Source organism: Rugamonas rivuli (genome assembly GCF_009380165.1).
Lineage (GTDB): Bacteria > Pseudomonadota > Gammaproteobacteria > Burkholderiales > Burkholderiaceae_D > Rugamonas > Rugamonas rivuli.
Genome location: NZ_WHUF01000006.1, coordinates 337,190 through 350,666, shown reverse-complemented (window position 1 = coordinate 350,666; position 13,477 = coordinate 337,190). Strand labels below are relative to the sequence as shown.

General features: G+C 61.4%; 8 protein-coding genes. 4 read left to right on the top strand and 4 right to left on the bottom strand.

Annotation, left to right across the window (positions count from 1 at the left end):
* Nucleotides 1-113 precede the first annotated feature (113 nt).
* Nucleotides 114-2,159 (bottom strand): aminotransferase class V-fold PLP-dependent enzyme, encoded by a 2,046-nt coding sequence (locus GEV01_RS23135; RefSeq protein ID WP_152807848.1) that lies wholly within the window; start codon nucleotides 2,157-2,159, stop codon nucleotides 114-116.
* 132 nt (nucleotides 2,160-2,291) lie between these two features.
* Between GEV01_RS23135 and GEV01_RS23130 the strand changes: the two genes are divergently transcribed.
* The 3 genes from GEV01_RS23130 to GEV01_RS23120 all read left to right on the top strand — a co-directional run bounded on the left by GEV01_RS23130 (nucleotide 2,292) and on the right by GEV01_RS23120 (nucleotide 6,089).
* The gene (locus GEV01_RS23130) at nucleotides 2,292-2,768 is read left to right on the top strand and encodes an Lrp/AsnC family transcriptional regulator (protein WP_070272348.1); all 477 of its coding nucleotides are present in this window, start codon (nucleotides 2,292-2,294) and stop codon (nucleotides 2,766-2,768) included.
* A 62-nt stretch (nucleotides 2,769-2,830) separates the two neighbouring features.
* Nucleotides 2,831-4,003 (top strand): HPP family protein, encoded by a 1,173-nt coding sequence (locus GEV01_RS23125; protein WP_152807847.1) that lies wholly within the window; start codon nucleotides 2,831-2,833, stop codon nucleotides 4,001-4,003.
* Nucleotides 4,004-4,271: 268 nt separating this feature from the next.
* A complete protein-coding gene (locus GEV01_RS23120; protein WP_152807846.1) occupies nucleotides 4,272-6,089 on the top strand; it encodes a DUF885 domain-containing protein in 1,818 nt (605 codons plus the stop codon).
* A 40-nt stretch (nucleotides 6,090-6,129) separates the two neighbouring features.
* On the opposite strand, the gene GEV01_RS23115 is transcribed toward GEV01_RS23120, so the two are convergent.
* Nucleotides 6,130-6,588, bottom strand: coding sequence for an acyl-CoA thioesterase (locus GEV01_RS23115; protein WP_152807845.1), 459 nt, complete (start codon nucleotides 6,586-6,588; stop codon nucleotides 6,130-6,132).
* A 197-nt stretch (nucleotides 6,589-6,785) separates the two neighbouring features.
* On the opposite strand from GEV01_RS23115, the gene GEV01_RS23110 reads away from it, so the two are divergent.
* Nucleotides 6,786-8,192, top strand: coding sequence for a sensor histidine kinase (locus GEV01_RS23110; RefSeq protein WP_152807844.1), 1,407 nt, complete (start codon nucleotides 6,786-6,788; stop codon nucleotides 8,190-8,192).
* On the opposite strand, the gene GEV01_RS23105 is transcribed toward GEV01_RS23110, so the two are convergent.
* Together GEV01_RS23105 and rpoC are read right to left on the bottom strand one after the other, a co-directional pair.
* Nucleotides 8,189-8,797, bottom strand: a complete 609-nt coding sequence (locus tag GEV01_RS23105) for a helix-turn-helix domain-containing protein (protein ID WP_070359397.1) — start codon at nucleotides 8,795-8,797, stop codon at nucleotides 8,189-8,191. The two genes, GEV01_RS23110 and GEV01_RS23105, sit on opposite strands and share 4 nt — an antisense overlap.
* A 430-nt stretch (nucleotides 8,798-9,227) precedes the next feature.
* Nucleotides 9,228-13,460 carry a DNA-directed RNA polymerase subunit beta' gene (gene rpoC / locus GEV01_RS23100; protein WP_008444130.1) on the bottom strand — a complete coding sequence of 1,411 codons (4,233 nt, stop codon included), beginning with the start codon at nucleotides 13,458-13,460 and terminating at the stop codon, nucleotides 9,228-9,230.
* Between the last annotated feature and the right edge of the window lie 17 nt (nucleotides 13,461-13,477).

Sequence of the window (13,477 nt, the reverse complement as noted above, 5' to 3'; positions counted from 1 at the left end):
TACGGGGGCGCACGCCTCGCGACTGTGCGGTGACGTACATACAGAATTTCCACGAAAAAAAAGGCCGCTTGCGCGGCCTTATAAAGGAAGAAAGAGTTGAAACTGTTGACGGCCTATGCGGCCAGCGCCATCGGCGCCAGCGCGAGTCCGCCGCCGAGGCTGTATGCCTGGCGGTGGCCCAGGCGGCGCAGGCATTGCGCGGCCTTCAGGCTACGGTTGCCGCTGCGGCAGAAGAACACCAGCGGCACGGACGCATCCTGCAGCCAGCTGCTGGCGTGCTCGGCTAGGCGGCTCAGGGGCACGCTGCGGGCGCTGCGGCCGGCGGGGCCGGGCGCGATGGTGGCCGCGAATTCGTAGGGTTCGCGCACGTCGATCAGTTGGGCATCGGGATGGGCTTGCAGGAAGGCGTCCAGCGCGGCGCTGTCGAGCTGCAGTGGCGGCTCGGCTTGCGCGGTGGCGGTGGCCGGCTCGGCCATGCCGAGGCAGAACTGGTTGTGCTCGTCGCGAGTCGGGCACAACAGCGTCTGCGCACAGGTCAGCGGACGCAGCACGTCCAGCGCTGGCTGCGCGCAGAAGGCGAAGCGCACCGACTGCGGCGCCAGCCCAATGGCGCCCAGCAGATAGTGGCGCGATGCACCGTCGGCCACGCTGGCCAGCGCGTGCGCGCCAATCTGGATCGCGCCGGCGGCGCTTGCAGGCCAGCCGTAGGCGTCGGTGGCGGCGTGGACGTCGAAGTGGCGGCCCAGCGCCCCGGCCAGTTGCGCGCGGTCGGCGTCAGGCAAGGTGGTGACGATGGCCTGCACCTGGTAGTTCTGGCAGCGTACATAGGATTCGATGCGGCCTATCATGTCCGGCAAGGGGTCGATGACGATGCAGCTGCGGCTGGCGGCGTCCAGCACCAGCCAGCTGCACGCGCCTTCCACGCCCAGTTGCAGCAGGCCGTCGTGCGGCACGGCGGTGCGCTCGGACGGGATCAGGCAGCTGGCGCGCAGCGCGGCGCCGCAGCGTTCGATGCGGCGACAGGCGTCGGCGATGGTGGCTTCGTCGGCCAGCGGGCCGAAGGACATGCGGATCGCGCCGGCGCTGCGCCACAGCGGCGCCTGCATGGCGTCCAGCACGTAGCTGGGCGCGGCCTTGGCGGCGGAGCAGGCGCTGCCGGAGCTGACGCGCACGTGGGCGGCGTCGAACACATCCATCAGTTCGCGGCTGGTCAGGCCGGGCACGGAAAAGTTCAGCGTGGTCGGCAGCGATTTGTCGAAGGGGTGGTTGAACACCACGCCGGGCAGGGCCGCGCGCAGGCTGTCGGCCAGGCGGGCGCGGAAGCTGGCCAGCTGGTGGTGGCTGCGGAAGGTGTCGCCCTGCTCCAGCGCGGCCAGCACGGCGCCCAGCGCGGCGATGCCGGCCATGTTCTCGGTGCCGGAGCGTTGGCCGCCCTCCTGGCCGCCACCCATGATCAGCGGCGTGAACGGCGCGCCGGCGCGCACGTACAACATGCCCACGCCCTTGGGCGCATACAGCTTGTGGCCGGAGAACGGCGCGTAGTCGATGCGGGTGGCGGCCAGGTTCAGGTCCAGCTTGCCCAGCGCCTGCACGCAATCGACCAGCCAGTAGGCCTGGCTGCCGGTTTCGGCCAGCAGCGCGGAGATCGCCGCCAGATCGGTGATGATGCCGGTTTCATTGTTGGCGGCCATGGTGCACACCAGCGCCGCCTGCGGCGCCAGCGCGCGCAGCTGCGCCAGGTCGTGCGCGCCGTCGTGGTCGACCGGCAGCTTGTGCAGCGTCAGGTTCAGGCCCAGCAGGCGGTTCCAGTGCGCCAGGCTTTCCGGCACGGCCTTGTGCTCGGTCGCGCCGTAGACCAGCAGGCTGCCGATGGCTTCGCCACGTTCGCGGCGTTCGCGCAGCGCGACCAGCGCCGACAGCACAGCGGTCTGGATGCCTTCGGTGGCGCCGCTGTTGAACATCAGGCGGCCGTCGCCGACGCCCAGCAGACGCAGCGCGCAGGCGCGGGCCTGGTCGAGCACAGCTTTGGCCTTGAGGCCGGTGCCGTGGCTGCTGCTGGGATTGCCGTAGCGCTGGCCCATGGCGTCGGCTGCGGCGGCGATGGCGGCCGGCAGTACGGCGGTCGTGGCGTTGCCATCGAGGTAGATTTCGGTCGTCATGAGTGTGCGTGCATCGGTGCCAGTGTCTTGGATACGTATAGCTTACTCAGTCGGCCCGAAATATATGTACTAAAATACTCCTGCCACGGACGACTTGTAGCATGTTCATGCCGAATTTAAGGAGAATGAAGAATGAATGAACTAGATCGCTACGACTATGCAATTTTGTCAGCATTGCAGGGCGACGGCACGCTGTCGATTGCCCAGCTCAGCGAGCGGGTCGGCCTGTCCACCACGCCGTGCTGGAAGCGGGTGCGGCGGCTGGAGGAGGAAGGCTATATCGAGAGCCGCGTGGCCATCGTCAACCGCCGCAAGGTGGGCTTGCCGGTGACGGTGTTCGTCAGCGTGCGCACCAGCCAGCACGACGACAAATGGCTGGCGCGCTTTGCCGCCGCCGTCATCGCCTTGCCGGAAGTGCTGGAGTTTCACCGCATGAGCGGCGACATCGATTACCTGCTGAAGGTGGTGACGAGCGATATTGAAGGATATGACCGCTTTTACAAGAAGTTGATCAAGGTTGCGCAGCTGACCGGGGTGTCGTCGGCGTTTTCGATGGAGCAGATCAAGATCACCACGGCCTTGCCGCTGGAGCTGGTTTCGCACCAATAAAGTGCAGAGGCGGGCTGGGCGTGGGATAATATTTGTCCCATATCAAATACTTGATTAAGCCTATGCGTGCTTTCCTCGACCGCTGGCTGCCCAGCCCCATCACCGCCGGCCGCCGCGAACAGTTGCGCGCCGCCGCCGGCGCCCTGCTCGGCCTGTTCATCACCGCCCTGCTCAGCCACCTGCTGCTAGCCCCCGTCGGCACGGCGATTTTCATGGTGGCGCCGATCGGCGCCTCCGCCGTGCTGCTGTTCGCGCTGCCGGCCAGTCCGCTGGCCCAGCCCTGGTCTGCCATCGGCGGCAATGTCGTCAGCGGGCTGGTCGGCGTGGCCTGCGTGCAATTGCTGGGCGACACGCTGTCGCTGCCGATGCTGGGCGCGCTGGCCACCGGGCTGGCGATCGCCGCCATGTTCGCGCTGCGCTGCCTGCATCCGCCCGGCGGCGCGGTGGCGCTGACCACGGTGATCGGCGGCCCCGCCGTACATGCGGCCGGCTTCGATTTCGTGATGCTGACGGTGCTGGCCGACACGGTGGTGCTGGTGGTGGTGGCCATGCTCTACAACAAGCTGACCGGCCGCCGCTACCCCCATGCGCAGCAAAGCGCGCAACCGCATCCGCATGCCACCGCGGACGCCGTGCCGACGGTGCGGCTGGGCTTCAAGCCGGAAGACCTGGACGCCGTGCTGAAGCAGTACAACCAGGTGCTGGACATCAGCCGCGACGACCTGGAATCGCTGTTCATGCAGACCGAGCAGCGCGCCTACCAGCGCCGCTTCGGCATCATCAGCTGCGCCGATATCATGTCGCGCGACGTCGTCAGCGCCGAGTTCGGCACCAGCCTGGAACAAGCCTGGCAGCAGATGCGCACGCACCGCGTGGCGGCGCTGCCGGTGCTCAACCGCGCGCGGCGGGTGATCGGCATCGTCACGCAGACGGATTTCCTGGAGCATGGCGGTTTGGACGACTACCGCGGCATCCGCCATCAACTGCAGCGATTTTTGCGCAAAAGCGGCGTCACCCACACGGAAAAAGCCGAGGTGGTCGGCCAGATCATGAGCCAGCACCCGACCACGGCCCAGCTCGATACGCCCATCGTCGACCTGGTGCCGCTGATGGCCGACTCCGGCTTCCACCACATTCCCATCGTCGATGCGGAGCAGCGCTTCGCCGGCATCGTCACGCAATCGGACCTGGTGGCGGCGCTGTACGAAAGCCGCTTCGCCGAAACGGCGGCCTGAATAGAAAAGGCCGCTACCCGAAGGCAGCGGCCAGGCTGTACTGCTTTGTTATGGTTGAATTCTTGAGCAACCTTGCGGTGGTGTGGAATCGCGCCACCGAGTCCTCAGGATACTACGGTTTCGATATCCTTCGAATAATTATGTTTGCAAATTCGAATCTGAAATTTCCGTAAAAGAACAATGTATCGCCGATACAAATTTTGTCCCAGCGACGCCCCGCAATGGCTTATGCTAGGCGCCAATTTTGTGACATTTTGAGGAAAACCATATGACGCATCGCCGCAACACCTACGCCGCTTTCGCCCCTCTTGCCGCCGCCGTGATGCTGGCGTTTGCGCCGCTGGCGAGCCATGCCGCCGCGCCTGCCGCCGTCGTGCCGCAAGTCAGCGCCGCGCCCGCGCACAAGGCCCTGCTGGCCATCGCCGACCAATACTACGACGCCGTTGCCCGCTTCGAACCGATAGGCGCCACCGAGAACGGCGACAACCGCTTCGACGACCAGCTGGGCATGAGCATCGCCCCCGCCAAGCGCGCCCAGCAGTTCAAGCTGTACCGCCAGTTCGCCACCCGCCTGAAGGCGGTGCAGCGCGCGCAGCTGAACAATACCGACCGCGTCAGCTACGACATCCTGGCCTACGAGCTGCACGGCCTGCTGTCGATGGAGCCCTTCCCGCAGCACCTGCTGCCGATCAACCAGATGGACAGCGTGCCGGTCACGCTGGCCAACTATGCCGGCGGCGAAGCGTCGCAACCCATCGGGACGGTCAAGGAATATGACGCCTACCTGAGCCGTATCAACCAGTTGCCGGCGTGGATAGACCAGGCCATCGCCAATATGCGCGTGGGCATGAAGCAAGGCATCACCCAGCCGAAAGCCATCATGGAATCGGGCTTGCCGCAGTTCCAGAAGCTGGTCAGCGCCACGCCGGAAAGCAGCATCTTCTACACGCCGATCACCAAGCTGCCGGCGGCCTTCTCCGACGCCGACAAGCAGCGCCTGACGGCCGCCTACCGCAAGACCGTCGGCGAGAAACTGATGCCGGCGCTGGCCCGCCTGTCCACCTTCCTGGAAAAGGAATACGTGCCGGCCTGCCGCACCACGACCGGCCTCGGCGCGCTGCCGAACGGCGCCGCCTGGTACCAGGCGCGCGTCGCCGAAGCCACCACGACCTCGCTGACGCCGGACGCCATCCACGCCATCGGCCTGAAGGAAGTGGCGCGCATCCAGGCGCAGTTCGAAGTGCTGGGTCCCAAGCTGGGCTACACCGGCCCGGCGGCGGGCTTGCCGGTCTGGGTGGCTGCACAGCCGCAGTTCTATCCGTTCAAGACCGAGAACGAAGTCCAGGCCGTCTACCACAAGCTCAACGACGTGCTCGACACCAAGCTGCCGATGATGTTCACGCTGCTGCCCAAGGCCAAGCTGGACCTGCGCCTGGAGCCTGAACTGAGCCGCGCCACCGCCTCGGACCACTACACCTCGCCGGCCGGCGATGGCTCGCGCCCCGGCGTGTTCTGGTCGGTGGTCAACGATCCTACCAAGTACGGCAACACCGGCATGACCACGCTGTTCCTGCACGAGGGCAAGCCCGGCCACCACTTCCACCTGGCCCTGGTGCAAGAGCTAAATCTGCCTAACTTCCGCAAATATGGCGGCAACAACGCCTTTATCGAAGGCTGGGCGCTGTATGCGGAAACGCTCGGCAAGGAGATGGGTCTGTTCGACGATCCGGCCCAGTACTTCGGCCACCTGAACGACGAGCTGCTGCGCGCCACCCGCCTGGTGGTCGACACCGGCATGCACGCGCAGGGCTGGACCCGCGAGCAAAGCATCCAGTACATGCACGACACGCTGGGCTACGACAATTCGGCCAAGACCGAGACCGAGCGCTACATGGCCTGGCCGGGCCAGGCGCTGGGCTACAAGATCGGCGCGCTGAAGATCGTCGAGCTGCGCCAGCGCGCGGCCCAGGCGCTGGGCGACAAGTTCAGCCTGCCGAAGTTCCACGCCATCGTGCTGGGCGACGGCACGCTGCCGCTGGCGCTGCTGGAGGAAAAAGTCGACCGCTGGATCGCGGCGGAGAAGTAAACGCCAGGGGGCGGACCGCAACGGCCCGCCCCTTTCTGCATTACCTGGCGTAGCGCTTGATGCGGGCGATTACCAGCTCGGGCAAGGCCGTGATCTGCTTGGCGTGGTTGGCAAAGACGATCTGCTGGCGCCCCACCGAGACCGGCTTGTCGTCGGCATAAAACCGGAACTCCAGCCAAAACGAGCACTTTTTGACGTCATATACATTCAACTCGCAGCGAATTTCCTGGAATGGGAAAGTCTCCTGCAGGTAGTCCTGCTCGGCGTGCTTGGTGATGAATACGCCGTCGTTTTGCAGCATATCGCGCGAGATGCAATCGAAGAACCACTTTTCACGGCAGATTCCCTGCCATTCGAAGTAGCGCGCGAAGTAGGTGTTGCCGTAGGCGTTGGAATCCTTCAGATAGATCGTCAGGGCGTGGGTAAAAGTCTGCTTGGCGTTGGCGGCGGTCGCATTGGAGAGTGCGGACATTTCTACTTCGGTGGCGTGCAGCAACATGAGAATTCCCCTATCAGTGAGTTGGACCGTCCCGGCCTGCGGCCGGGTACGTTTGCCCGCAAGCCGGGCAGAAACACTTAAAGCGGGTTTGTCCTGCGCTTGTTTGATTTAACGCAAATAGTTAATCGATAGCCAAGCGAGCTAGATCAACACACGCAATACTGCTGACTACCGTCCAAAGTCCGTGGAAAAAGCGCATGCACTCCCTACTGCCCGCCGTGGTTTCCCTGCTGTTCCTGTGCTACGGCGCTTACGTGCTGCATTCGCGCGGGGTGAGCCGCATCAGCCTGACCTTCTTCCTGCTGTGCGCGACCACGTTTTGCTGGCAGTTCACCTGGGCGGTGCTGTTCCAGATCAACAACGAGGACGAGGCGCTGGCGCTGGCCAAGCTCGGCTACCTGCTGATCCTGTTCCTGCCGACCACGCTGTACCATTTCATCGCCGAACTGACGGCCCAGCGCAGCGAACGCCGCTGGGTGGACCTGTCCTATGTGACGGCCGGCCTGCTGGGCGTCATCATGCTGAGCACCGACTGGGTGATCGCCGGGCTGTATCCGTATTTCTTCGGTTTCTATCCCAAGGCGGGGCCGCTGCATCCGCTGCACTTGGCGCAGACCGGCCTGGTCGTGGGTCGCGGCCTGTGGCTGCTGTACCAGCGGCAACAGCTGGCCGTCTCGACCGAGAAGACCCGGCTGCGCTACTGCCTGGTCAGCCTGCTGATCTATTTCTTCGCCTCGGTCGATTACCTGTGCAACTACGGCGTGCAGTTCTACCCGCCCGGAGTGCTGTTCGTCGCGGCCGGCCTGGGGGTGATCGCCCAGGCCATGGTGCGGCACAACCTGCTGGCGGACCCGATGGAGGTGGCCGCCACCATCGCCCACGAAATGCGCACGCCGCTGGCGACCATCCGCAACCAGTCGCGGGTGCTGGCCAAGTGCCTGCCGGACTTGCTGGCCGGCTACCAGAGCGCGGTGGAGCACCGGCATATCGAGCCGCTGCTGCAGCCGGCGCAGCTGAATTACCTCAGCAAGCTGACCCAGCATATCGAGGCTGAGATCAGCCGCTCCAATTTCATCGTCGACATGATGCTGGCGTCGGCCCGGGCGGGCACGCTGAACCGCAGCGATTTTGCCGACCACTCGATCAAGAAATGCGTGGACGAAGCCCTGGCCTGCTATCCGTTTGAAAGTTCGATGCGCGACAAGGTCGTGGTGAAAGCCGCCGAAGACTTCACTTTCTTTGGGTCGGATGTATTGCTGGTCTACGTTTTATATAATCTTTTTAAAAACGCGCTGCATGCTATTAAATCGGCGGGACGGGGGGATGTGGAAATTGCCTTTTTCACCCATGGCAATAGCAAGCAATTATTAGTGACCGATACCGGATCGGGCATACCGGATGATGTATTGCCGCACGTATTCGAACCGTTTTACAGCACAAGGCATAATGGCGGCGGCACGGGTATGGGTTTGGCTTTTTGCCAGCGGGTTATTACGGCATTCGGCGGCAAGATACATTGCGAATCCCGCGCCGGTTATTACACCAGATTTTCTTTATTCTTCCCGCAAAAGCAGCCTTGGGCCACCGGCCGGGAATTGGATTAACTGACGCCGACTTCCTCGCCGCTGACTTTCTCCAAATCAGTTTCATCGCCTAAAACATAAATCTTCTGCTCCCGCAGCACCTGGAGAATAAATGGCTGCTGTTCGCGCAGGCGGCGTTTAAAGTCTGGGATCGAATACAGATTGGGATTGATTTTACGGCGCAGCAGACGCTCGGCAACCGGCAGGCGGGATAATAATTCGCCATAGCTGGTGTTATCGCCGATGAGCATTAATTCCACCGGCGTATCCATGCCCTCATGTTCCTTGGCCGTCGCGCCATAAACAAAAGCCACATTCAGCACATGTTGCAGCGGCGCCAGTGCCGAATTCAAGACGCTGACCAGGCCGAAGGTTTTCTTGACCAGGTTGCTTAATTCCCCGAATACGATGCATTCCTTGTTGGGTTTAAAACGACGCACGTTGCCGATCCGCTCGGACACGATGACGCCCGACTCGTGCAGGCGTTTGAGCTCACGCTGGGCCGATGCGCTGCCCAAACCGGTCAGGCGCATGATCTCATTCAAGTGGAATCCTTGATTGACACGTACAAATAGCAAGCCCAGCAGCTTTTGCTGGGCAGGGGTGAAGAGTGCTTGAGCGATCATGAGCCAAATCTTAGCATGAACGCACTACTGTCTGGCATGTTTCACGTAGGGTTTTCCAGATCGGCTTGCATCCGAGAAGTCATGAGCCCGGCTACACGACAGCCGGCGAGCGATATCAGTTAAGCGGTGCCGGAGATATGCCTGCCAGGCGGGAAGTGGCGCCATCGCCGCTGCTGCGGCCAACGGACATGCCGTGACATTTAAAACCAGGACGGCGCAATATATTAAACCTAGCCGCCATTATTTAAAGCCAAAAGCAGACGCCGATAAGTTATTTTATTCTTGGCGATTTATTGATCGCCCCGCCCGCCATCTTTAATATATTTTGGTCGACGCAGATTAATACGACGAAGCGGATTAATTAACGACGCCGCAAATAAAAAAACGGCACCCGAAGGTGCCGTTTTTATTTTGCGGGACTAAAGCTGAATTACGCTTCGCCGTCGTGTGGAATAACCGTTTCGGTCACTTCCACATCGCCGCTGGACATCGAGGCTTTCTCGGCCAGCAGCAGAGCTTGACGCTCTTCCACTTCCCACTGCTCTTTCTCTTTGCGAGCGCGGTGGAATGCCAGACCGGTGCCGCCTGGAATCAGACGACCAACGATGACGTTTTCTTTCAGACCACGCAGACCATCGCGTTTGCCCATAATCGCGGCTTCGGTCAGAACGCGGGTAGTTTCCTGGAACGATGCGGCCGAGATAAACGAATCGGTCGACAGCGATGCCTTGGTAATACCCAGCAGAACGTTTTCATAAGTCGCAGGGATCTTATTCTCTGCGGTTACGCGATCGTTCTCGTCCAGCAGTTCCGAACGCTCAACCTGCTCGCCAACGATGTAGTTGGTGTCGCCGGCATTGACGATCTGTACGCGACGCAGCATCTGACGCACGATAACTTCGATGTGCTTGTCGTTAATCTTCACGCCCTGCAGACGGTACACGTCTTGCACTTCGTCAACGATGTAACGCGCCAGCGCTTCGATACCCAGCAGACGCAGAATGTCTTGCGGATCGGCTGGGCCGTCGACGATCATCTCGCCCTTGTTCACTACCTGGCCGTCGTGTACCAGCACTTGCTTGTCCTTGGTGATCAGGAACTCGTGCTTGTTGCCGTCCATGTCCGTGATTTCCAGACGCTGCTTACCCTTGGTTTCTTTACCGAATGCAACGGTACCGGTCACTTCCGCCAGCATACCCGCATCTTTCGGCGAACGAGCTTCGAACAGCTCGGCAACGCGCGGCAGACCACCGGTAATATCGCGAGTCTTCTGCGATTCGGTCGGGATACGTGCCAGCACTTCACCGACGGACACTGCCTGGCCATCTTTCACCATGATCAGCGCGCCGACCTGGAAGCCGATCGCTACAGCGTGTTCGGTACCGGCGATCTTCACTTCGTGACCATCTTCGTTCAACAGTTTGACCTGTGGACGCAGGGTTTTGGTCAGCGAACCGCGACGCTTGGCATCGATTACCACCAGGGTCGACAGACCGGTCACTTCGTCCACCTGACGGGCAACGGTCACGCCTTCTTCGACGTTCTCGAAACGCACCGTACCGGCGTACTCGGTAATGATCGGACGGGTCAGCGGATCCCAGGTTGCCAGGGCCGTACCGGCCTTGATCACCATGCCGTCTTTGACGATCAGGGTCGCGCCGTACGGCACTTTGTGACGCTCGCGCTCACGGCCGTGGTCGTCGGTAATCAGCACTTCGCCCGAACGGGAAATGACGATTTGCGCGCCCTTGCCGTTGGTAACGTAACGCATGGTCGAGGTGAAGCGGATGGTACCGTTCGACTTCGCTTCCACCGACGATGCCACTGCCGCACGCGACGCCGCACCACCGATGTGGAAGGTACGCATGGTCAGCTGGGTACCTGGTTCACCGATCGACTGCGCAGCGACCACACCGACGGCTTCGCCGGCGTTGACCAGCATGCCGCGGCCCAGATCGCGACCGTAGCACTTGGCACACAGGCCGAAGCGCGTGTCGCAAGTCAGCGGGGTACGGACCTTGACTTCATCGATCGACAGACGCTCGATCTCTTCCACCATGTCTTCGTCCATCAGGGTACCGGCTTCGTACAGCGTAGCCTGGGTTTCCGGATTGACGACGTCGTTGACCACCACGCGGCCGAGGATACGGTCGCGCAGGGCTTCGATCACTTCACCGCCTTCGACCATCGCCTTCATCAGCGTGCCGTTCGAGGTGCCGCAATCATCTTCGATGACGACCAGATCCTGGGTCACGTCGACCAGACGACGGGTCAGGTAACCCGAGTTCGCGGTTTTCAGCGCCGTATCCGCCAGACCTTTACGAGCGCCGTGGGTCGAGATGAAGTACTGCAAAACGTTCAGGCCTTCGCGGAAGTTCGCGGTAATCGGCGTTTCGATAATCGAACCGTCCGGTTTCGCCATCAGACCACGCATACCTGCCAGCTGGCGAATCTGCGCTGCGGAACCGCGGGCGCCCGAGTCGGCCATCATGTAAATCGCGTTGAAGGATTCCTGGGTGGACTTGGTGCCGTCACGCTTGATGACGTCTTCCACTTTCAGTTGGTCCATCATGGCCTTGCCGACTTCATCGGAGGTCTTGCCCCAGATGTCGACTACCTTGTTGTAACGCTCGCCAGCCGTCACCAGACCCGAAGCGTACTGCTGCTCGATCTGCTTGACTTCGGACTCTGCAGCCGAAATCAGGGTGACTTTTTGAGGCGGTACCAGCATGTCGTCCACGCAGATCGAAATACCGGCGCGGGTCGCCAGGCGGAAGCCCGACTGCATCAGTTGGTCAGCAAACACCACCGTCGCGCGCAGGCCGCACTTACGGAAGGACGTGTTGATCAGCTTGGAAATCTCTTTCTTCTTCAGCGCGCGGTTCAGCACGGAGAATGGCAGGCCTTTCGGCAGGATTTCCGACAGGATGGCGCGGCCGACCGTGGTCTCGTAACGGGTCACGGTGCGAACGAATTCGCCCGTCGCTGGATCTTTTGGATTCTCAACGATACGTACGGTGATACGGGTGGTCAGTTCCACTTCCTTGTTGTCGTAGGCACGGATGACTTCCGACACGTCAGGGAACAGCATGCCTTCGTTTTTCGCATTGATCGCTTCGCGGGTCGCGTAGTACAGACCCAGCACGATATCCTGCGAAGGAACGATCGATGGTTCGCCGTTCGATGGGAACAGGATGTTGTTCGAAGCCAGCATCAGCGTGCGGGCTTCCATCTGTGCTTCGATCGACAGCGGAACGTGAACTGCCATCTGGTCACCGTCGAAGTCGGCGTTGAATGCCGCGCAGACGAGTGGGTGCAGCTGGATCGCCTTGCCTTCAATCAGGACCGGCTCGAAAGCCTGGATACCCAGACGGTGCAGCGTAGGCGCACGGTTCAGCATGATCGGATGTTCGCGGATCACGTCTTCCAGGATGTCCCAGACGACCGGCTCTTGAATCTCGACCAGCTTTTTAGCGGCCTTGATCGTGGTAGCCAGGCCCATCAGTTCCAGCTTGTTGAAGATGAACGGCTTGAACAGTTCCAGAGCCATCAGCTTCGGCAGACCGCACTGGTGCAGTTTCAGCTGCGGACCCACCACGATGACCGAACGGCCCGAGTAGTCGACGCGCTTACCCAGCAAGTTCTGACGGAAGCGGCCGCCCTTACCCTTGATCATCTCAGCCAGCGATTTCAGCGGACGCTTGTTGGCGCCGGTCATCGCTTTGCCGCGACGGCCGTTGTCCAGCAGCGAATCGACTGCTTCTTGCAGCATGCGCTTTTCGTTGCGCGTGATGATCTCTGGAGCGCGCAGCTCCATCAGGCGTTTCAGACGGTTGTTACGGTTGATGACGCGGCGATACAGATCGTTCAGATCCGAGGTCGCGAAGCGGCCACCGTCCAGCGGTACCAGCGGACGCAGTTCCGGCGGCAGCACCGGCAGCACTTCCATGATCATCCACTCAGGCTTGATGCCCGAACGTTGGAACGCTTCCAGCACTTTCAGGCGCTTGGCGTATTTCTTGATCTTGGCTTCGGACTTCGATTCCTTCAGTTCCACGCGCAGGGTTTCGGCATCGCGGTGGATGTCGATCGAGCGCAGCAGTTCGCGGATACCTTCAGCGCCCATGAAGGCGGTGAAGTCGTCGCCGTACTCTTCGTACTTGGCGGCGTAGTCGTCTTCCGACATGATCTGGCATTTTTTCAGCGGGGTCATGCCTGGATCGGTCACCACGTATGCTTCGAAATACAGCACGCGTTCGATGTCCCGCAGGGTCATGTCCAGCACCATACCCAGACGGGATGGCAGCGACTTCAGGAACCAGATGTGGGCGGTAGGCGAAGCCAGCTCGATGTGGCCCATGCGCTCGCGGCGCACCTTGGCCAGCGTGACTTCGACGCCGCACTTTTCGCAGATCACGCCGCGGTGTTTCAGACGCTTGTACTTACCGCACAGGCATTCGTAGTCCTTGATCGGGCCAAAGATCTTGGCGCAGAACAGACCGTCGCGCTCAGGCTTGAAGGTACGATAGTTGATGGTTTCCGGCTTTTTAACTTCGCCGTAGGACCACGAACGGATTTTTTCAGGCGAAGCGAGACCGATCTTGATCGCGTCAAAAGTCTCGTTCGTCTGTACTTGCTTGAATAAATCGAGCAGTGCTTTCATGTATCACTCCAGGTAGT